The organism is Micromonospora sp. NPDC049060 (assembly GCF_040649055.1).
Lineage (GTDB): Bacteria > Actinomycetota > Actinomycetes > Mycobacteriales > Micromonosporaceae > Micromonospora > Micromonospora reichwaldensis.
Window position 1 is genome coordinate 70,178 of sequence record NZ_JBEZEV010000011.1, and the last position, 18,516, is coordinate 88,693.

Annotated in this window: 24 protein-coding genes; 16 read left to right on the forward strand and 8 right to left on the reverse strand. The window is 73.9% G+C overall.

Annotated elements, in window-relative coordinates:
* Nucleotides 1–12 precede the first annotated feature (12 nt).
* Nucleotides 13–180, forward strand: coding sequence for a hypothetical protein (locus AB0B83_RS07645; RefSeq protein WP_357577482.1), 168 nt, complete (start codon nt 13–15; stop codon nt 178–180).
* A complete protein-coding gene (locus AB0B83_RS07650) occupies nt 180–530 on the forward strand; it encodes a DUF3140 domain-containing protein (protein ID WP_132237915.1) in 351 nt (116 codons plus the stop codon). Before AB0B83_RS07645 ends, AB0B83_RS07650 begins: the two co-directional genes overlap by 1 nt.
* Before the next feature lie 49 nt (nt 531–579).
* On the opposite strand, the gene AB0B83_RS07655 is transcribed toward AB0B83_RS07650, so the two are convergent.
* The 3 genes from AB0B83_RS07655 to AB0B83_RS07665 all read right to left on the reverse strand — a co-directional run bounded on the left by AB0B83_RS07655 (nt 580) and on the right by AB0B83_RS07665 (nt 2,556).
* Nucleotides 580–822, reverse strand: coding sequence for a hypothetical protein (locus AB0B83_RS07655; protein WP_132237913.1), 243 nt, complete (start codon nt 820–822; stop codon nt 580–582).
* A gap of 19 nt (nt 823–841) precedes the next feature.
* A complete protein-coding gene (locus AB0B83_RS07660; protein WP_357577483.1) occupies nt 842–1,837 on the reverse strand; it encodes a LysR family transcriptional regulator in 996 nt (331 codons plus the stop codon).
* Between the two features lie 110 nt (nt 1,838–1,947).
* Nucleotides 1,948–2,556 (reverse strand): hemerythrin domain-containing protein, encoded by a 609-nt coding sequence (locus AB0B83_RS07665; RefSeq protein ID WP_357577484.1) that lies wholly within the window; start codon nt 2,554–2,556, stop codon nt 1,948–1,950.
* Nucleotides 2,557–2,729: 173 nt separating this feature from the next.
* Between AB0B83_RS07665 and AB0B83_RS07670 the strand changes: the two genes are divergently transcribed.
* Nucleotides 2,730–4,058: a M20/M25/M40 family metallo-hydrolase gene (locus AB0B83_RS07670; protein WP_357577485.1), complete on the forward strand. Its 1,329-nt coding sequence runs from the start codon at nt 2,730–2,732 to the stop codon at nt 4,056–4,058.
* Nucleotides 4,059–4,118: 60 nt separating this feature from the next.
* On the forward strand, nt 4,119–4,772 hold the full coding sequence (locus AB0B83_RS07675) for a hypothetical protein (RefSeq protein WP_357577486.1): 654 nt from the start codon (nt 4,119–4,121) through the stop codon (nt 4,770–4,772).
* 77 nt (nt 4,773–4,849) lie between these two features.
* On the opposite strand, the gene AB0B83_RS07680 is transcribed toward AB0B83_RS07675, so the two are convergent.
* Nucleotides 4,850–5,041, reverse strand: a complete 192-nt coding sequence (locus AB0B83_RS07680) for a DUF5703 family protein (RefSeq protein WP_013734349.1) — start codon at nt 5,039–5,041, stop codon at nt 4,850–4,852.
* Between the two features lie 139 nt (nt 5,042–5,180).
* On the opposite strand from AB0B83_RS07680, the gene AB0B83_RS07685 reads away from it, so the two are divergent.
* The 3 genes from AB0B83_RS07685 to AB0B83_RS07695 all read left to right on the forward strand — a co-directional run bounded on the left by AB0B83_RS07685 (nt 5,181) and on the right by AB0B83_RS07695 (nt 6,104).
* Nucleotides 5,181–5,660, forward strand: coding sequence for a DUF2975 domain-containing protein (locus AB0B83_RS07685; protein WP_357577487.1), 480 nt, complete (start codon nt 5,181–5,183; stop codon nt 5,658–5,660).
* Nucleotides 5,660–5,866 carry a helix-turn-helix transcriptional regulator gene (locus AB0B83_RS07690; RefSeq protein ID WP_026874506.1) on the forward strand — a complete coding sequence of 69 codons (207 nt, stop codon included), beginning with the start codon at nt 5,660–5,662 and terminating at the stop codon, nt 5,864–5,866. Before AB0B83_RS07685 ends, AB0B83_RS07690 begins: the two co-directional genes overlap by 1 nt.
* 82 nt (nt 5,867–5,948) lie before the next feature.
* Nucleotides 5,949–6,104, forward strand: coding sequence for a hypothetical protein (locus AB0B83_RS07695; protein WP_357577488.1), 156 nt, complete (start codon nt 5,949–5,951; stop codon nt 6,102–6,104).
* Between the two features lie 21 nt (nt 6,105–6,125).
* On the opposite strand, the gene AB0B83_RS07700 is transcribed toward AB0B83_RS07695, so the two are convergent.
* Nucleotides 6,126–7,127 carry an SseB family protein gene (locus AB0B83_RS07700; RefSeq protein WP_357577489.1) on the reverse strand — a complete coding sequence of 334 codons (1,002 nt, stop codon included), beginning with the start codon at nt 7,125–7,127 and terminating at the stop codon, nt 6,126–6,128.
* Entirely contained in the window at nt 7,124–7,543 is a 420-nt protein-coding gene (locus AB0B83_RS07705) for a YbaB/EbfC family nucleoid-associated protein (RefSeq protein ID WP_357577490.1), read from the reverse strand. The genes AB0B83_RS07700 and AB0B83_RS07705 overlap by 4 nt, the downstream gene beginning before the upstream one ends.
* A gap of 91 nt (nt 7,544–7,634) precedes the next feature.
* Here AB0B83_RS07705 and AB0B83_RS07710 point away from each other — a divergent pair, with 91 nt between their 5' ends.
* From AB0B83_RS07710 to AB0B83_RS07720, 3 genes are read left to right on the forward strand one after another with little or no spacing between them, the layout of a single operon-like run.
* Complete coding sequence (locus tag AB0B83_RS07710) at nt 7,635–7,964, forward strand: hypothetical protein (protein ID WP_132237895.1); 330 nt, start codon at nt 7,635–7,637, stop codon at nt 7,962–7,964.
* The gene (locus AB0B83_RS07715; protein ID WP_357577491.1) at nt 7,961–9,022 is read left to right on the forward strand and encodes a hypothetical protein; all 1,062 of its coding nucleotides are present in this window, start codon (nt 7,961–7,963) and stop codon (nt 9,020–9,022) included. The genes AB0B83_RS07710 and AB0B83_RS07715 overlap by 4 nt, the downstream gene beginning before the upstream one ends.
* A gap of 22 nt (nt 9,023–9,044) precedes the next feature.
* Nucleotides 9,045–9,941 (forward strand): hypothetical protein, encoded by an 897-nt coding sequence (locus AB0B83_RS07720; RefSeq protein ID WP_357577492.1) that lies wholly within the window; start codon nt 9,045–9,047, stop codon nt 9,939–9,941.
* 27 nt (nt 9,942–9,968) lie between these two features.
* On the opposite strand, the gene AB0B83_RS07725 is transcribed toward AB0B83_RS07720, so the two are convergent.
* Entirely contained in the window at nt 9,969–10,940 is a 972-nt protein-coding gene (locus AB0B83_RS07725; RefSeq protein WP_311414926.1) for an aldo/keto reductase, read from the reverse strand.
* 177 nt (nt 10,941–11,117) lie between these two features.
* On the opposite strand from AB0B83_RS07725, the gene AB0B83_RS07730 reads away from it, so the two are divergent.
* On the forward strand, nt 11,118–12,170 hold the full coding sequence (locus tag AB0B83_RS07730) for an LLM class F420-dependent oxidoreductase (protein WP_357577510.1): 1,053 nt from the start codon (nt 11,118–11,120) through the stop codon (nt 12,168–12,170).
* Nucleotides 12,167–13,003 carry an undecaprenyl-diphosphate phosphatase gene (locus AB0B83_RS07735; protein ID WP_357577493.1) on the forward strand — a complete coding sequence of 279 codons (837 nt, stop codon included), beginning with the start codon at nt 12,167–12,169 and terminating at the stop codon, nt 13,001–13,003. The genes AB0B83_RS07730 and AB0B83_RS07735 overlap by 4 nt, the downstream gene beginning before the upstream one ends.
* Nucleotides 13,004–13,394: 391 nt before the next feature.
* On the opposite strand, the gene AB0B83_RS07740 is transcribed toward AB0B83_RS07735, so the two are convergent.
* Nucleotides 13,395–13,991: a hypothetical protein gene (locus tag AB0B83_RS07740; RefSeq protein ID WP_357577494.1), complete on the reverse strand. Its 597-nt coding sequence runs from the start codon at nt 13,989–13,991 to the stop codon at nt 13,395–13,397.
* A gap of 749 nt (nt 13,992–14,740) precedes the next feature.
* On the opposite strand from AB0B83_RS07740, the gene AB0B83_RS07745 reads away from it, so the two are divergent.
* From AB0B83_RS07745 to mshC, 4 genes are all read left to right on the forward strand, one after another.
* Nucleotides 14,741–15,454 carry an MSMEG_4193 family putative phosphomutase gene (locus tag AB0B83_RS07745; RefSeq protein ID WP_357577495.1) on the forward strand — a complete coding sequence of 238 codons (714 nt, stop codon included), beginning with the start codon at nt 14,741–14,743 and terminating at the stop codon, nt 15,452–15,454.
* 289 nt (nt 15,455–15,743) lie between these two features.
* A complete protein-coding gene (locus AB0B83_RS07750; protein WP_357577496.1) occupies nt 15,744–16,337 on the forward strand; it encodes a DUF3090 domain-containing protein in 594 nt (197 codons plus the stop codon).
* Nucleotides 16,334–17,152, forward strand: a complete 819-nt coding sequence (locus AB0B83_RS07755) for an SCO1664 family protein (protein ID WP_357577497.1) — start codon at nt 16,334–16,336, stop codon at nt 17,150–17,152. The genes AB0B83_RS07750 and AB0B83_RS07755 overlap by 4 nt, the downstream gene beginning before the upstream one ends.
* 87 nt (nt 17,153–17,239) lie before the next feature.
* On the forward strand, nt 17,240–18,478 hold the full coding sequence (mshC, locus tag AB0B83_RS07760) for a cysteine--1-D-myo-inosityl 2-amino-2-deoxy-alpha-D-glucopyranoside ligase (RefSeq protein ID WP_357577498.1): 1,239 nt from the start codon (nt 17,240–17,242) through the stop codon (nt 18,476–18,478).
* Nucleotides 18,479–18,516: the final 38 nt, after the last annotated feature.

Consider the following 18,516-nt stretch of genomic DNA (forward strand, 5'->3'; position numbering starts at 1 on the left):
CGGAGGGCGGACATGAGCGAACCCCAGGAGACCCGGGACGAGAGCGAGCGCACCGATCCGATCGTGGCCCCGCCGACCGCCAACCCCGCCCGGGTGCGGGTGCCGCCGGAGGGCGTGGGCCAGCAGGGCGACGACCCGGAGCCGGCGGAGTCCGACCGCCGCCGTCGAGAGGAGGGCTGATGGTACGCGAGCAGCGGCTCGAACCCGAGGTGGAGGTGCTCTGGGACGACTTCCACGCCCAGGTGAACGTCCCGTCGGAGCAGTTGCGGCAGTGGTTGCTCACCCGCGGCTCCGGGGAGGAGTCGTTCGGGCCCGACCCGGACCTCGACCTGCCCGGGATGGGCCGGCGGATCCTGCGGGTGCTGGCCAAACGCAAGGTGGACCTCACGCCGGAGGACATCCGGGTGATGCGGGACGCGATCGACGAGATCCAGTCCCTGCTGGACGAGAAGCCGCCCCGCGGCAACGCCGACGACGAGTGGCGGCACGCCCTGCTCGACCTGGGCCATGACGTCCTCGTCGAACGCTGAGCCGGCGGTCGGGCGGCGTCCGGGAGGACCGGGCGCCGCCCGTCCGTGGTCAACCGTGGTCGCTCTCCAGGCTGCCGATCGTCAGACCCGCGGCGTCGGCCGCCGCCTCGCGGTCGGCGCGCGCCCGCTCCTCGCGGGTCAGCAGGTTGGCGTACTCCGTGACGTCCGCCGGGTCGGGCACCTCGGGCAGGCGACGCAGGAACGCCTCCACGTCGCGGGCGGCGGCGGTGTGCGTGGCGGCGGCCTGCCGGAGGATCTCCCGGTCGTCGGCGGCGGGGTAGGCATCGGTCATGTCCGCCTGATACCCGGCGCTACGCCGTTCGCACCCCGTCGGCCCCGGCGGCCGTCAGCCGCCGCGCCCCGTAGCTCGGGTTGCGCAGCAGCCAGGCCAGGTATTCCGGGTGCGCCGCCAGCGAGTCGGTGTACGCGGCCAGCGCGAACTCCAGCACCAGTTCGGCGTCGCGGGCGGCGGGGGAGTCGGGATGCCAGCCCAGCATCAGCCGCCAGCGCAGCGGCGTCCCGGCCAGCATCCGGGTGACCAACCCGGCGACCGGGCGGAAGGTGGCCTGGCAGAGCGCGATCGCCTCGCCGGAGTCCACCATGTCGATGCAGCAGCGCACGTCGGTCTCGTACACCTTGCGGGGGGTGAAGCCGGCGCGGGCGCAGGCGGCGGCGAAGCAGTCGCCGAAGCAGCCGTCGCCGGGCGCGGCGACCCACTGCTCGTGGCTCAGGTCCACCAGGCTCACCTCGGCGTGCCCGGCCAGCGGGTGCTGCTCGGGCAGCAGCACCAGCACCGGGTCGACGGCCACCTCCCGCCAGCTCAACCCGAGCTCGGCGGGCGGCGCCGCGTCGCCGCACACCCCGATCAGCGCGAAGTCCAGCCGGCCGCCCGCGACGAGCTGGGCCAGCTCGTCGGCCGACCAGGAGGCGTGGGTGGTGATCTGGGCCGGTGGGGGCTCCGCGGCGAGCCGGTGCACGAGCCGGCCGAGGATGGGGCTGTTCACCCCGCCGAACCGGTAGCGGCGGGGCACGTTCCCGGCCCCGGCCAGCCGCGCCGCCTCGTCCTGCAGGCCCTTCATCGCCGGCAGCAGCACCCGCGCCCGGGCGAGCACCAGCTCGCCCAGGGCGGTCGGGCGGGCGCCGCGGCGGTCCCGCTCGAACAGCGGCCCGCCCAGGGTCCGCTCGATGCGCTGGAGCTGGGCGGTGAGTGCCGGCTGGGCCAGGCCGAGCGTCGATGCCGCCTTGGTCACGCTCCCCGTCTCCGCGATCGCGCAGACCACCCTCAGGTGTCGCAGCTCCAGATTCATACCGTGACGGTATGACCCCGTAGCGGCCGACGGAAGGCCCTGGACGGATCAACGCTCCCCAATGTGTGCCCGATCTGCTCCGGCGCGCCGCGCCCGCGCCCGCCGCCGGCTCAGGCCGGCGGCCGCTCGGTGAGGTCGGCCAGGTAGGTGGGTCGGCCGGTGACGGCGTCGCGGACCTTGTCGACGACGCCCACCGCGGGCTCGACGACCCGGTTCCACGGCGGCGTCGCCGGGGTGCCGGGGTGCGGGCGCGTCGGGGCCGCCTCCTCGGCGATCTCCAGCCGGTTGCCGAGGCGGATCAGCTCCTCGGCGCTGGCCACCTCGCGCAGCGCCGCGACGAGCGCGCCCGCCTCCTCGACGTGGCGGTGGACCCGCGCGGCGACGTCGGCGAGCCCCTCGTCGGCGAGCGTCTTCAGGGCGGTCAGCAGGGCCCGGTCGTCCGCGATGGCCCGGTCGATCCGCTCCGCCGCGTCGGGCAGGGCGGCCCGGACGGCGGGCAGCAGGTACTGCTCCTCGGCGGACAGGTGCCGCGACAGCGCCGCCGTGAGCACCTCCAGGCCGCGCTCGGGGGCGGGCTCCGGGCCCGGGTCGGTGAGCCGCCGCAGCAGCTCCCGCAGTTGCCGGTGCTCGGCGTCGAGGATGTCGGCGATGCTGCGGCCGCCCGGCCGGAAGCCCTCATCCTCTCCGGTCGGCGGCAGCGGTGGCAGGGGAACGGTCATGGTGCCCTCCTCTGTGGCGGGCGGTGCAGGTGGTGGGGAGCGGGTCGCGAGCGGCGGTACCCGGCGGCGTCGGCGGCGAAACCGGGCCCGGTCGCCGCCCGTGCCACGTCGTCGGCGTCGATACGCCGGGGCGGGGCGACCGCGGCGGGCTCGTGGGCTGGTATGAAGATGCGATGACGAGCGACGCCGCCTCCGCCCGACCCGACCCCACCGACGAGGTCGTCGACCTCTGCCGTGACCTGCTGCGGATCGACACCACCAACACCGGGGACAACGACACCAGCGCCGGGGAACGCCTCGCCGCCGAGTACGTGGCGGAGAAGCTGGCCGAGGTGGGCGTCGAGTCCGTCATCCACGAGTCGGCGCCCGGCCGGGCCAACCTGGTCGCCCGCATCCCCGGCACCGACCCGAGCCGCGGGGCGCTGCTGGTGCACGGCCACCTCGACGTCGTCCCCGCCGACGCCGACGAGTGGTCGGTGCACCCGTTCTCCGGTGAGCTGCGCGACGGCTACCTGTGGGGCCGGGGCGCCATCGACATGAAGGACTTCGACGCGATGGTGCTGGCGGTGGTGCGGCACTGGCAGCGCACCGGGGTCCGCCCGCCCCGGGACATCGTGCTCGCGTACACCGCCGACGAGGAGGCGGGCAGCGACTACGGCGCGCACTTCCTGGTCGAGCGGCACCGCGGTCTGCTCGACGGCTGCACCGAGGCCATCGGTGAGGTCGGCGGCTTCTCGTACTCGGTAAACGACAGCCAGCGGCTCTATCTGATCGAGACCGCCGAGAAGGGCATCGACTGGCTGCGCCTGCACGCGAAGGGCCGGCCCGGGCACGGCTCGATGATCCACGACGACAACGCGGTCACGGCGCTCGCCGAGGCGGTGGCCCGGGTCGGCCGGCACCGCTTCCCCGTGGTGGTCACCGACACCGTCCGGGCGTTCCTGGAGGAGGTCTCCGACCTGCTCGGCGTCGAGCTGGACCCGGAGGACCCGGAGACCGCCATCGCCAAGCTCGGGCCGATCGCCAACATCATCGGCGCGACGATCCGCAACACCGCCAACCCGACCCGGCTCGCCGCCGGGTACAAGGACAACGTCATCCCCGGCCGGGCCACCGCCACCATCGACTGCCGCAGCCTGCCGGGGCAGTCGGAGCTGCTGGAGCGGCAGCTGCGCGAGCTGGTCGGTCCGGACATCGTCATCGAGTACCTCCAGCGCCAGCCGGCGCTGGAGACGACGTTCGACGGCGACCTGGTCGACGCGATGTCCGCCGCGCTGCGCGCGGAGGACCCGGGGGCGCGGCCGGTGCCGTACATGCTCTCCGGCGGCACCGACGCGAAGGCGTTCTCGCAGCTCGGCATCCGCTGCTTCGGCTTCGCGCCGCTGCGGCTGCCGGCCGACCTGAACTTCTCCGCGCTGTTCCACGGCATCGACGAGCGGGTTCCGGTGGACGGACTACAGTTCGGCGTGCGGGTTCTCGACCGGTTCCTCCGCACCTGCTAGCCCCCGCCAGGAACCCCGGTGTCCCGGCGGGAACCACTGATCGTGAAGGGACTGACCCACATGACCGACCAGCACGGTGAGCTGGACGCCGCCCTCGAGCGCGTGATCGATGCGGCCCGCCACCACCTGGCCGCCGTCCGCGCCGCACAGGGCCGCGTCGACGACGACGACGTCTGGCAGGCGTACGTCGCGCTCAACAACGCGTCCTTCGCGTACGACGAGCAACTCCTGGACGCCTTCGGCGAGGTCACCCCGTGGGACGTCGAGTCGATCGACCCGGAGGAGGCCGACCAGCGCTTCGGGGCCGCGGAGGGCGTGGAGCCCACCGACCCGCACCCGCGGGTGATCTCGGTGCGGCAGCGGCGCGACTACCGGGTGCCGAGCGTGTCGGCGCTGATCCGCATCGCCGAGGCCGCCCGGCGGGAGGGCACCCCGGCCGAGGACGAGCCGGAGCCCGTCGAGGGGGTCGGCGAGGCGGTGCTGGAGCTGCTCCAGAGCGGTGACGGCTCGCTGGGCGCGCTGGACGTGCCGGAGCTGGAGCCGCTCGACGGCGTGGTGATGGTCAGCGAGGTCGGCACCCCGGTCGACCTGGAGTCGTTCGACGACGACGACCCGGTGGGCCCGTTCCAGCCGGCCGCCGACGACCGGCTGGTCGGCCGGCTCGACGAGCACCCCTTCATGGAGCTCGACGAGGAGCACGACCACGCCCACTAGGCGGTGACGGCCCGCCAGTCAGGCGGCGCAGGCCCGGGGCCCGACCGGACGGTCGGCCCCGGGCCTTGCTGTCGTGGTCAGTACGACAGTCCCGGCTGCGGCTGGTTGACCCGGCGGCGGCGCAGCACCACCTGCCGCGTGCCGTCGCGGTACAGCCGTACCCGCGCCAACTCCCACCCGGAGAACTCCGCCTGGATCGCCAACTGCGCCGCGGCGGTCAACCGGTCGACGTTCGGCGGCAGCCGCAGCGGCGCGTACTCGTAGTCCATGACCTCCATGCTGCCCAGCCCGGGAGGCCTTCGCCACCCCCTCACCGGTGACCCGCGCCGCTGCGAGGCACGGCCGTCCGGCTTCCCGACCATCGGCGAACCGATTGACTTTCGATAGGTTAAGAGCGATAGTCGATGCATGTTCAACGAGCATCGAGCGGTAGCCCCGCTCAGAGTCTTCCTCGTCGTGCTGTTCGGGATCCTGGTCATGCTCCAGACCTTCTCGCTGCCCGGGCAGTTCGCCCACATGGCCGAGGAGTCCCCGGAGCAGGCCTACCTCAGGTGGCCGATGACCGCCGTGGCGGTGTTCTGGGTGCTGTGCGTCCAGGTGGTGGTCGTGTCCACCTGGAAGCTGCTCACCCTGGTCAAGCGCGACCGCATCTTCACCGACGCCTCGCTGGCGTGGGTGGACGCGATCGTCTGGGCGATCGTCGCCGCCTGGGTCGTGCTGCTGGGCGTCTTCCTCTACGTCGGCTTCAACGCCACGGACCCCGGGCTGCCGCTCCTGCTGTTCCTCCTGCTGGTGGGCGTCGCCGTGCTGGGTCTGCTGATGGTGGTGATGCGCGCGCTGCTGCGGCAGGCCACGACGCTGCGGACCGACATGGAGGCGGTGATCTGATGCCCATCGTCGTACGCATCGACGTCGAACTGGCCAAACGCAAGATGAGCGTCGGCGAGTTCGCCGAGCGCGTCGGACTCACACCGGCGAACGTGGCGGTGCTGAAGAACGGCCGGGCCAAGGCCGTCCGGTTCAGCACCCTGGAGGCCATGTGCCGGGTGCTCGACTGCCAGCCCGGTGACCTGCTCGAGTGGGTCGACGAGTGAACCCGCGCGCCACGCCCCGGCCCACCGACCACGAACCACCCGCCGGCAGGTCCGAGACCCCGGCCGCCACCAGGGAGACGCCATGACGTACCTGCTCGCCCTCCTCGCCGCCGCGCTCGGCGTCGCCGGCGTCGTGCTCGGGGAGGCCGACGACTCGCCCGGCCTCCAACTCCTGGGCGTCGTGCTCGTCGTCGGCGCGGTCGTGTTCGCCGTGCGGCAGGCGCGGCGCGGCCGGTAGCGGTAGGCCGCCGACCGGCGGTCAGCCGGTGGGCGGGTTCGCCGCCAGCAGGGCGGCCAGCGACGCCGCCCCCAGGGCCAGGGCGCGCGGGGTGCCCGCGTCCACCACCAGCCCCCACGCCGGGTCGGGCCAGTCCGCGAGCAGGTCCGCGCAGGGCACGGCGACGAACGGCACGCCCTCCCCGGCGAACGCGGTCAGCGCGTCGGGGGAGGTGAAGACCGGCAGCAGCGGCGCGCCGGTCGGGTCGGTGACGATCGTCCACGGCACCTCGCGGTCCGGCCCCGGCTCCGCCGCCAGCGGTACGCAGACCGCCGCGGCGGCGAGGATGCCGAGGTAGCCGGGCAGGTCCCGCCGCGCGCCGGCCTCGCTGAGCAGGTCGAGCACGGACGGCCCGCCCGGGTCCGCCCCGCTCCGCGCCCCGTCCGCGGCGGGGCCCGCGGGCGAATCCGCGGGCAGTTCCGCAGGCGACGGGTCGGGCACGCGCGCGTCCCCGTCCCCGGCCCCGGCAGCGGGCTGCTCGACCCCGGCCACGGGCTGCCCGGCTCCGGCGACGGGCCGCTCGGCTCCGGCCGCGGCGTGCCCGGCTTCGACAGCGGGCTGCCCGGCTTCGGCCGCGGCGTGCCCGGTCCCGGCGACGGGTTCCGCGGCCCGGACGCGGGGCACGGTCGGCTCCGGGCGCACCCGGGGACCGGTGGGCGGAAGGATCTGGCAGGACAGCGCTCGGGGCTCCGTGGTGAGCACCGTGGCGGCGGTCTGCGCCGCGAACCCGCTCCACCAGCGCAGGCCCTCGGCGGTGCGCGGCGTCTCGTACCACCAACCGCCGGCCCCGCGCGGCGCCTGCCAGCCGAGTTCGGCCAGGCGTCGCTCGTCGTAGGGCGGGCAGACCCCGCGGACGGTGTCCCGGCGCACCATCAGGTGCAGCCGGCGGGGGCCGGCGGCGAGCTCCAGGTCGGTGTCGCGGTCGCAGCCCGACAGCGTGTCGTGGAGCCGGGCGACGATGTCTGGCCAGCCCGGCGACGTCATGCCGGCGGCCCCGGCAGGCGGCCGTCGAGCCGGCCGAGCCGTCCCATCGCCTCCTCCAGGCGGCCCAGCGAGGCGAAGTCGCCGGGGGTGCCGAAGATCCCGTTCAGGCCCGCGCCGAGCGTCGCGTCGAGACCCCCGGTGCGCTCTTCGAGCTGCGCGGTCGCCGCCGAGCGGGCCTGCCGGTACGCCTGCAGCACCATGGCCGCGAGGTCCTCGGTGCCCACCCGCAGCGCGGTCGGGGCGAGGCTCAGGTCGGCCAGCTCGCCGGTGGCGTCGACGGTCGCGGTGACCAGGCCGCTGTCGTCGGTGGCGGTGGCGCTCAGCTCGTCCAGGTCGTCGGTGAGCCCGGCGAAGCGGCGTTCGATGTCGGCGAGCCGTCCGGCGAGTGCGTCGAACGCGGACAGCGGGTCAGACATGAGAACCTCCCGTGCACGGGCCGTCCGGGGTGGCGCCCGGCGGCGGCATGATCGTATCGTCGTCCCGCCGGGCGAGTGGGGGAGGAACGGCGTGCCTGACATCGACGTCGACGTGCAGGCGGTGCGTCGGCTGGAGGCGGCGGCGAAGCGGGTGGCCACCTCGCTGACCGCGCTGGAGAGCCGGATCACGTCTGCGGGCGACATACCGGACGGGGCCTTCGGGCACCTGCCGTTCGTCAGCGACATGCTCCGCGAGAAGTACGCCGAGCAGGTCACCGGGGGGATGGAGCTGTTCCGGTCCGGCCACGACGCGTTCGAGCGGGTCGGTGGCGCGCTGGGCGGGACGGCCGAGGCCTACGAGCGCAACGAGCAGGACATCGACTCCTCCTTCCGCGCCATCGGCGCCGGGATGCCCCGGTGAGTGGGCCCGCGGGCACCGCCGTCGAGCTCTGGAACGGCATCGACAACGCCCTGTCCAGCGTGGACAAGGTGGTCGACAGCGTCTGCCGCACCCTCGCCTGGCCGCTGATCCAGCTCGTCGACCTCGTCGACGGCGAGCCGGCCGCGCTGCGCGCCAAGGCCACGGAGTGGGACGCGCTGGCCGCGCAGGTGCGGGAGCTGGCGATGGGCCACCGCAGCGTGCGCGAGGCCGAGCAGGCCGGCTGGCGCTCCCCGTCCGGCCAGGCGTACGGGCGGCGGTTGGCCGAGGTCGAGCAGCAGCTGCTGGACGTCGCCGAGCAGTTCGCCGCCACGGCCGAGTACCTGCGCGGGGTGGCCGACGCGCTCCAGACGGTGCACGACGTCCTGGTCGACATCTGCGTCGAGTTCGTCAACTTCCTGCTGGTGACGCTGGTCACCGCGCTGCTGATGGCCCCGTTCACCGCCGGGGCGTCCTGGGCGGCCGGCGTGGCGCTGGGGGTCACCCGGGGCATGATCGCGCTGACCCGGATGTTGAAGATCATCCGGCCGCTGGCGACGCACCTGCAGAAGGTCATCCGGCTGCTGCAACGGGTCCTGCTCCACCTGCGCAAGCTGCGCAACCACCTGGACAAGCTGGTCGACAAGCAGAAGGCGCTGCGCGCCGGCCAGAAGTACGCCGACAAGCGCCGTGCCGCCGGCGCCGCCGACAAGTGGCACCACAAGTTCATGGACCCGGCGAAGGGCACCTGGAAGCTCGGCAAGTCCGGTTCGCCGTTCGACATGAGCACGTTCGAGCGCCTCGGGGCGCTGCGGGCGCACGGGATGGCCGACGGGGCGCGGATGATCGGCCGGGACTGGGCCACCAACCTGCCGTGGAACATCCCGAACTCCGTCGTGCACGGCGTCACCTGGGGCACCGTCGCGATGGTCTCCGGCCTGTCGGTGCCCGGCATGGACCAGGTCGGCGACAAGGTCGACGCGGCGGTGCAGGGCGGCGCCGAGTGGATCGACCAGAATGTCTTCGGGCAGCCGCCGGCGCAGCAGCCGGCCGGCAGGTGACGGTCGTTCGAGGGGGTGGGGCGTGTCCGAGGGGCGCAGTCGGCTGGGCCGGCTGACCGACGCGGTGCTGGGCGGTGCGCGGGCCGCCCGGGACAAGGCCCGTGAGCTGCGCGACGAGTTCCGCACCACCGACGAGCCCGAGCGCGCCCTGGTGGCGCCCCTGCTGCCCGACGAGGAGATCCGCTACGTCGGCCTGGCGCCGGTGCGGGCCCCGGAGAACCACCGGGCCGGCAGCCAGCTCGCCGACCGGGTCAACGCCGAGCTGGCCGAGGCGCTCGATCCGCGCGCGCTGTTCGGGCTGCTCAACATCGTCAACCCGGTCGCCTGGGTGGACGCGGTGCTGACGCCCGTACGCATCGCCGCGGGCGTCCTGCTGCTGCCCGGGAAGGCCGCCGTGCTCGCCGCGGGCACCCCGGAGACGGCCGAGCCGGAACCGGCGCCGGGCGGCGCGCCCCGGGAGCCGCTGCCGCTCACCGACGAGCAGGAGGCCTTCCGGGCGCTGTTCCGGCTCAGCCGCTACCGCCCGCTGGCCGACCAGCTCGCCGAGATCGCCTACCGGCGGCGGTACGTCTTCAGCGGCGACCTGGCCACCCTCGCCGGCAGCCTCCTGCTCTTCCTGGAGCGCTACACCGGCACTCCGCTGGCGGTCACCGACACCCACCTGCACCTGCTGCGGATGGGCCGCCGCCCCGACCCCGACCGCGAGGACCGGCGGCGCCCCCAGGTGCTGTGGAGCGTGCCGCGGCGGCGCATCGCCCGCATCGAGTCCGAGCACGGGGCCCGCCTCATGCAGTTCCCGTCCACCATCGTGTTCGACGACGGGTCCTGGATCCGGATCGTCAACCCGGCCACCCGCGACGACCAGTCCCGCTTCCTCGCCGCCGTACGCGACCTGCCCGGCCAGCGCCCCACGGCCTGACCGCGCGCTCGCGCCGCGCGGCGCGGGTCAGCCGTCGCGCTCGGGGTAGCCCACCGGCACGGCCGACACGTCGTCCAGTGCCGTGACGATCTCCTCCGGCAGGGTCATCCGCTCGACCTGGAGCGCGCCGAGCAGCTGCCCGACCGTCCGCGCGCCGAGGATCGGGGCCACCACCCCGGGCCGGTCGCGGATCCAGGCCAGCGCCACCTCCGTCGGGGAGACGCCCAGCCCGCCCGCGGCGATGGCGACCGCCTCCACGATGCTGGAGCAGCGGGGCTCCAGGTAGGTGGCGACGAAGCGCTCGAAGTGCGGCGAGGCCGCCCGCGAGTCGGCGGGCCGGCCGTGCCGGTACTTGCCGGTGAGCACCCCGCGGCCCAGCGGCGACCACGGCAGCACCCCCAGCCCGAGGGCCTCGCACGCGGGCAGCACCTCCCGCTCCACGCCCCGCTCCAGCAGCGAGTACTCCACCTGCGCCGCCACCACCGGGGCGCGCCCCGGCCAGGCGGTCTGCCAGGCCGCCGCCCGCGCGGTCTGCCAGCCGGCGAAGTTCGACACCCCGACGTAGCGGACCCGGCCGCTGGCCACCGCGTGGTCGAGCGCCGCGAGCGTCTCCTCCAGCGGCGTGTCGGGGTCGTAGCCGTGCAGTTGGAAGAGGTCGACGTGGTCCGTGCCGAGCCGGCGCAGCGAGGCGTCCAGCGTGCGCAACAGGTGCCCCCGGGAACCGTCCCGACGCCGACCGCTGCCCGGTCGCAGGCCCGCCTTGGTGGCGATCAGCAGCTCCTCGCGCGGCACCAGGGAGCCCAGCAGCGACCCGATCACCGACTCGGCGTCGCCGTCGCCGTAGACGTCGGCGGTGTCGATCAGGTTGCCGCCCGCGTCGAGGAAACTCTTCAGCTGGGCGGCCGCATCGTCGGCGTCGGTGTCCCGGCCCCACGTCATGGTGCCGAGCGCGAGCCGCGAAACCGCCAGCCCGCTTCGGCCGAGCGGTCGCTGTTGCATGGGTGAACCTTATTTCGAACGAGGGCCCGCCGATATCCTCGCTCCCGTCAAGTGTGCCGGGCGCGTCGCGTTTCCGACCGTCCGGGCACCGCCCCCGGTGGTGGCGACCGGTGAACGGGTCGACTTGCGGCATTGCGTAACCTGATGCGACCTGTGGTGCGGATGGAGGAGGACCTAGTGCGACTCGGGCTCAGCCTCGGATACCAGACGGCGTGGAGCACACCGGCCGATCACCTGGCTTTCGCCCAGGAGGCGGACCGGCTCGGCTACTCGGTGGTGTGGGCGGCGGAGGCCTACGGCTCCGACTCGCCGAGCATGCTCGCCTGGATGGCCGGGCAGACGGAGCGGATCGACCTGGGCAGCGCGGTGATGCAGATCCCCGCCCGTACCCCGGCGATGACCGCGATGACCGCGGCGACCATCGACGCGCTGTCCGGCGGCCGGTTCCGGCTGGGCCTCGGCGTGTCCGGCCCGCAGGTCTCCGAGGGCTGGCACGGCGTACGGTTCGCCAAGCCGCTGGCGCGGACCCGCGAGTTCGTGGACATCGTGAAGCTGGCCGTCGCCCGCAAGTCCGTCGCGTACGACGGCGAGTTCTACACGCTGCCGCTGCCCGACGGCCCGGGCAAGGCGCTGAAGCTGGGCTTCCACCCGCCGCGCGAGCACATCCCGATCTACCTCGCCGCCGTGGGCCCGAAGAACCTGGAACTGGCAGGCGAGATCGCCGACGGCTGGCTGGCGATCTTCTACGCCCCCGAGTTCGCCGAGGAGCAGCTCGCGTCGGTGCGCGCCGGGCGGGCGAAGGCCGGCAAGGAACTCGCCGGCTTCGACGTCGTCCCGTCGGTGCCCGTGGTGGTCGGCGACGACGTCGCCACCTGCGCCGAGCTGGTCCGCTGGTACGCGGCCCTCTACGTCGGCGGCATGGGCAGCCGCCAGCAGAACTTCTACAACCAGCTCGCCACCCGGATGGGCTACGGCGACGCCGCCCGCGAGGTGCAGGACCTCTACCTGGCCAAGCGGCAGCGCGACGCCGCCGCCGCGGTGCCGCTGGAGTTCATCGACCGCACCTCGCTGCTGGGCCCGAAGGAGCGCATCGCCGAGCGGATGCGGGAGTACGCCGCCGCCGGCGTCACCACCCTGTCCGTGACCCTGTTCGCGGCCGACCGGGACAGCGGCGTGCACACCCTGCGTACCGTCGCCGAGGCGCTGGACCTCTCGGGAGTCGGCGAGTGACCTGGGTCGAGGCCATCGTCCTGGGCATCGTCCAGGGACTGACCGAGTTCCTTCCGGTCAGCTCGTCCGGTCACCTGCGGATCACCTCCGCGATCTTCTTCGACCAGGACGCCGGCGCGTCGTTCACCGCGGTCACCCAGCTGGGCACCGAGGCGGCGGTGCTGATCTACTTCGCCAAGGACATCTGGCGCATCACCCGGACGTGGCTGGTCGGCATCCGGGACAGGTCGGTGCGCTCCAGCCTCGACTACCGGATGGGCTGGTACGTCATCGTCGGCTCGATCCCGATCGGGCTGTTCGGTTTCCTGTTCAAGGACCAGATCCGCACCGCCGGCCGGAATTTGTGGCTGGTGGCGACCACGCTCATCGTGTTCGCGTTCGTGCTGGCGTTCGCCGAATACTGGGGGCGGCAGACCCGCACCCTGGTGAACTTCAAGATGCGCGACGGCGTGGTGATGGGCTTCGCCCAGGCGATGGCGCTCATCCCCGGGGTGTCGCGCTCGGGCGGCACGCTCACCGCCGGGCTGTTCCTCAACCTCACCCGGGAGGCGGCGGCGCGCTACTCGTTCCTGCTGGCCATCCCGGCGGTGGTGATGTCCGGGATCTTCAGCGTCGGCGACGTCTTCGAGCCGGCGGCGCCCGGCACGTCGGTGCCGACCGTGGTCCAGATGGTCGTCGCCACGATCATCGCCTTCGGCGTCGGGTACGCGGCCATCGCCTGGCTGCTGCGCTACGTCGCCCACCACACCCTGTACGTCTTCGTGCTGTACCGGGTCGCGGTGGGCACCCTCGTGCTCGCCCTGCTGATGACGGGCACCATCAGCGCCACCTGATCCGCCACCCACCTCCGCACCGGCCCTCGTTCCGCAGCAGCGGACGGGGGCCGGCCCGTGTCCGATCCGCCGCCGGCCGCCGCTGCCTGCATGGCGCCTTGGCACTGTGGCGTCTGGCACCGCGATCCGCACCCGGACCACAACCCCGGCGATCCGAAGGGCCGAGGAGCGCATTTTGTCTCGCCGGATCGCGTGCTCGCGGTCCATACGTCGAGATCTTGGACGGTTGCCGTCGGGTGTGAGCGGCAACTGTCCAAGATCTGGTGGCGGAGATGCCGGCGCCCCTGTCGGGGTGCCGGCCGTGGGGTGTGCGGGGGTGGATGTGCCGCTGGCCGGCACCCCGTGTTCGGGTGCCGGCCAGCGATCCCCCTTGTGGTGGAAAGTCTGTGTGTCAGCTGTTCCAGTGCTCGGCGACGAGGTCGGCGGCCTGCTGCTCCCACTGGGCGTAGTGGTCCGGGTACGCCGACACCTGCACCGTCTGGGCGGCCTTGGTCAGCGGCATGTCCTGCCAGCCGTCGACCTGCTTGAGGCCCTTGAGGAACGCGGTGGTGGAGTACTCGGGGTCGGTGATCTGCTCGATCGTGCCCCATCCGCTGGAGGGGCGCTGCTGGAACAGGCCCTGCGAGTCGTGGTCGTTGCGGTCACCGAGGTGACCCAGGTTCTCCAGCTTCGACTCCTGCAACGCGGTCGCGATGGAGACGACGGCGGCGCGCTCGTCCATGCCGGCCTTCTTCGTCGCGGCGATGATGGCCTTGACGTTGGCGACCTGCTCGTCGGACAGGTCGACGTGCGACTGGGCGCCCTGCACGCCGTGCGGGACCAGCTTGGCCTTGTCCACGGCCGGCTTGTCAGCCTGCACGGCCACAGCCGCCACGGGCGTGGTGTCGACAGTCGTCGGGGTGCTGTCGGTCATCGGGCCGGCGGCCACGCCACCGGCGAACGCGAGACCAGCAATGCCGAGAACGCTGTTACGGATGAACGTGTTCATGGGGACGCTCCATTCGGGGGTTGGCACCGCACACCGAAGGGGGATCGGCTCTGCGTGCGGGTGCAAGCACCGTCCGGCGCTCGATGAACAACGGGGAACCTCCGGCGTCCTGCCGGAGGAAAGATCAGAGTCGGCCGTGTGGGGCGGAGGGGGATGCCCTGCACGTGGGCCGGGACCATGTGTAACGACCGGCCGGCCGCCATCATTCCGGGGCCGGCCCGGGCCGGCCACCTGCCCGCGAGGCGGGGCGTACCCTTACTCGGTCGTACGCATGGTGTAACGACCCGGGGCCGGCCACGATTCCGCCCCCACGATGCCCCCGGTCACACCTCGAAACCGGACATGCGTCTCGTTGTCGACTCGTCTCGGGTGGGTGTGGCGCGGGTTGTGCTGAGCGTTCCGGACAGGCCGACCGCTCGGGGTGGTGGGGTGGCGAAGCCGCGCGCCAGGGAATGAACCGGACATGTGGGTGATGTCCGTTGGTGGCCCCGACCCATGGTCAACAGTCAGCCGAGCCTGTCGGACCGACCCCGGTTGCGAGATCTTGGCGAGGATCGGCCCCTGGGGCACTCTCGTTCCAAGATCTGCCGACGCCGACGCCGACGCCGACGCCGACGCCGACGCCGACGCCGACGCCGACGCCGACGCCGACGCCGACGCCGACGCTAAGGCCGAGATGGGGGAGCGTGGGTCTTACCGCGCACCCGGGGAGGCAACCCGTGGCCGGACACAGGTCATAGGGTGGTCCCGTGGCGACCCTTCTGCTTCTGCGACACGGCCGGACGACCGCGAACGCGGACGGTGGGCTGGCCGGCCGCCAGCCCGTCGAGCTGGACGACACGGGCCGGGCCCAGGCGAGCGCGGTCGGCGAGCGGCTGCGGGCGGTGCCGCTCGCGGCGGTGGTGACCAGCCCGCTGATCCGCTGCCGGCAGACCCTGGAGCTGGCGCTGCCCGGGGTCGCCCCGGTGGTGGAGGAGGGGCTGATCGAGTGCGGCTACGGGGCCTGGGAGGGGCAGCCGCTGAAGAAACTGGCCAAGGACCCGCTCTGGCCCGTCGTCCAGCAGCACCCGAGCGCCGCGGTCTTCCCCCAGGGCGAGGCGATGGCGGCGATGGCGGCGCGGGCGGTCGCCGCCGTACGCACCTGGGACGCGCGGATCACCGCCGAGCACGGCCCGGAGGCCGTCTGGTTGGCGTGCAGCCACGGCGACGTGATCAAGGCGATCGTGGCCGACGCGCTCGGCGTGCACCTGGATCTGTTCCAGCGGATCGTGGCCGACCCGGCCTCGGTGACGGCGATCCGCTACACGCCGCTGCGGCCCTTCCTGATGCGGCTCAACGACACCGGCGGCGACCTGGCCGGGCTGGTGCCGCCGCCGCGCAAGCGGCGCCGGGGGGCGGCGAAGCCGGCCGGCGCGGGCGACTCCGACGCGCCGGTCGGCGGCGGCGCGGGGGCGGGCCGGTGACCGGCCGGCGGCGCCCCGACCCACGGCCTCGCGGCAAGGCGGCGCGTCCGGCGGCGCGCTGGCCGTCCGCGACGCCCGTCCCGTCGGCGACGCCGGCCCCGGCCGACGAGGAGTCCGCGCGCCGGTGCGGGCCGAGCATCCCGTCCGCGACCACGCGGCGGCGCGGGCCCGGGGTCTCGCCGGCCGCCACGCCCGGGTGCGGCACACGGTGTGCCGGGCGCGGCGGGGGTACGGCGATTCGCGTCGGTGGGGTGCACGGCGCTGTGGCGCGCCGGATAGGGTCGTGGGTATGACCCACCAGGTGCACGCCTTCGAGCCGCCGGAGCGGTTCGTCGCCGGGACGGTCGGGCCGCCGGGGGAGCGCGCGTTCTTCCTCCAGGCGCGCGGCGGTGGCCGGCTGGTCAGCGTCGCGCTGGAGAAGGTCCAGGTGTCGTTGCTGGCCGAGAAGCTCGAGGAGCTGCTCTCCGAGGCGCAGCGCCGCTTCGGGGTGGAGCTGCCCGAACCGGTGGCCGCCGTCGGCGACAACGACCCGCTGGACACGCCCGTCGACGAGGAGTTCCGGGTCGGCACGCTCGGGCTGGCGTTCGACGTCGACACCGCGACCGTGGTGATCGAGGCCATCGCCGTGGGCGAGGCGGAGGTCGAGGTCGAGCTCGGCGAGCCCGACGACGACGACGACGATGAGGACGCCGAGGACGAGGACGAGGAGCCGGACGAGGACCTCGACCGGCTCCGGGTGCGGCTGACCCCCGAGGCGACCCGACAGTTCATCGAGCGGGCCCGGCGGGTCGTCAACGCCGGTCGGCCGCCCTGCCCGCTCTGCGGCCAGCCCCTCGATCCCGCCGGTCATCTCTGTCCGCGCCACAACGGCTATCACCGGTGACGTCGTCGGATCTCCAGCCCCGACAGGACGGCGAGGCCGCGCTCCGCTTGCTGCGTGACGGCCACCTCGACCTGGAGGGGCGGCTCGTCGACGCCTCCAACACCACCCTGCGCGGCATCCTGACCCTCGAGGGGGTGACGGCCCGCTGCGTCTACAAGCCGGTGCGGGGCGAGCGCCCGCTGTGGGACTTTCCGGACGGCACGCTGGCCGGCCGGGAGGTCTCGGCGTACGTGGTCTCCCGGGCCTCCGGCTGGGACCTGGTGCCGCCGACTGTGCTGCGCGACGGCCCGTTCGGCCCGGGATCGTGTCAGCTCTGGATCGACGAGCCGGAGGAGGCCGAGCCCCTGGTCGGGTTCGTGCCGGCCGACGCGCTGCCGCCCCGGTGGTTCCCGATCGCGGCGGCCCGCGACGACGACGGCACACCGTACGCGCTGGCGCACGCCGACGATCCGCGGCTTGCCCGGCTCGCGGTGCTCGACGCGGTGATCAACAACGCGGACCGCAAGGGCGGGCACGTGCTGGTCGGTCCGGACGACCGGATCTACGGCGTCGACCACGGGGTGAGCTTCCACGTCGAGGAGAAGCTGCGCACGGTGCTCTGGGGCTGGGCCGGGCGGCAGCTGCCGGCGGACGCCGTGGAGATGCTCGACGCGCTCGCCGGCCAGCTTTCCGGGGCACTCGGCGACGAGCTGGCCGAGCACCTGACCATCCGGGAGGTCGCCGAGCTGGCGGCCCGGGTCGACCGGCTGCGGCACACCGGCCTGTTCCCGCAGCCCTCGCAGGACTGGCCGGCGGTGCCCTGGCCCCCCATGTGAGCGCGCCCGGTCCGTCCCGCGGCGCTGTCATGTTGATCACTGTGGGCCGGGCCTGCCGCGCCGCGCCGGCTGGTTAGGCTGACGGTCATGGACTCTTGGGCGGGACATGAGGTGCCGCGGCTGCCGGGCAGGGGCCAGCCGCTGTCGTTGTTCGACTCGGCGCGGCAGGGCGCCCACCCGAGCGATCCGGCCGGCACCGCGACCATGTACGTCTGCGGCATCACCCCGTACGACGCCACGCACCTGGGCCACGCCGCCACCATGATCGCGTTCGACCTGGTGCAGCGGGTGTGGCGGGACGCCGGCCGGGACGTGCACTACGTGCAGAACGTCACCGACATCGACGACCCGCTGCTGGAGCGGGCCGAGCGGGACGGCGAGGACTGGAAGGTCCTGGCGATGCGGGAGACCGCGCTGTTCCGCGAGGACATGGAGGCGCTGCGGATCATCCCGCCGGCGCACTACGTCGGCGCGGTGGAGTCGATCCCCGACATCGCCGACAAGGTCCTCCTGCTGCTCAAGGACGGGGCCGCGTACCGCCTGGAGGACGGCACCGGCGACGTCTACTTCGACATCGCCGCCACCTCCCGCTTCGGCTACGAGTCCAACCTGACCCGGGAGCAGATGCTGGAGATCTTCCCCGAGCGCGGGGGCGACCCGGACCGGGCCGGCAAGCGCGACCCGCTCGACCCGCTGCTGTGGCGGGGCGCCCGCGAGGGCGAGCCGTCCTGGCCGGGCGGCGAGCTGGGGGCCGGCCGTCCCGGCTGGCACATCGAGTGCACGGTCATCGCGCTCAACCTGCTCGGCGACCGGATCGACGTGCAGGGCGGCGGCAACGACCTGATCTTCCCCCACCACGAGTGCTCCGCCGCGCATGCCGAGCGGCTCACGGGCGCCGCGCCCTTCGCGCAGCACTACGTGCACGCCGGCATGATCGGCCTCGACGGCGAGAAGATGTCGAAGTCCCGGGGCAACCTGGTCTTCGTCTCCCGGCTGCGCGCCGACCAGGTCGACCCGATGGCGGTCCGGCTGGCCCTGCTCTCAGGGCACTACCGCACCGACCGCGCCTGGACCGACGAGCTGCTCGCGACGTCGCTGGAGCGGCTGGCCCGCTGGCGGCGGGCCGCCGCCGCGCCCGCCGGCCCGTCGGGCGAGGAGTTCCTGGCCGGCGTACGCGCCCGCCTCGCCGACGACCTGGACTCGCCGGGCGCCCTGGCGCTGGCCGACAAGTGGGCCGAGGCTACCCTCGCCGGCACCGCCGACGACCCGGCCGCCCCCGCCCTCTTCGCCGCCACCCTGGACGCCCTCCTCGGCCTCCGCCTCTGACAGCCGCCCGCCCTCGCCCCCTCGCCCCTCACCCTCGT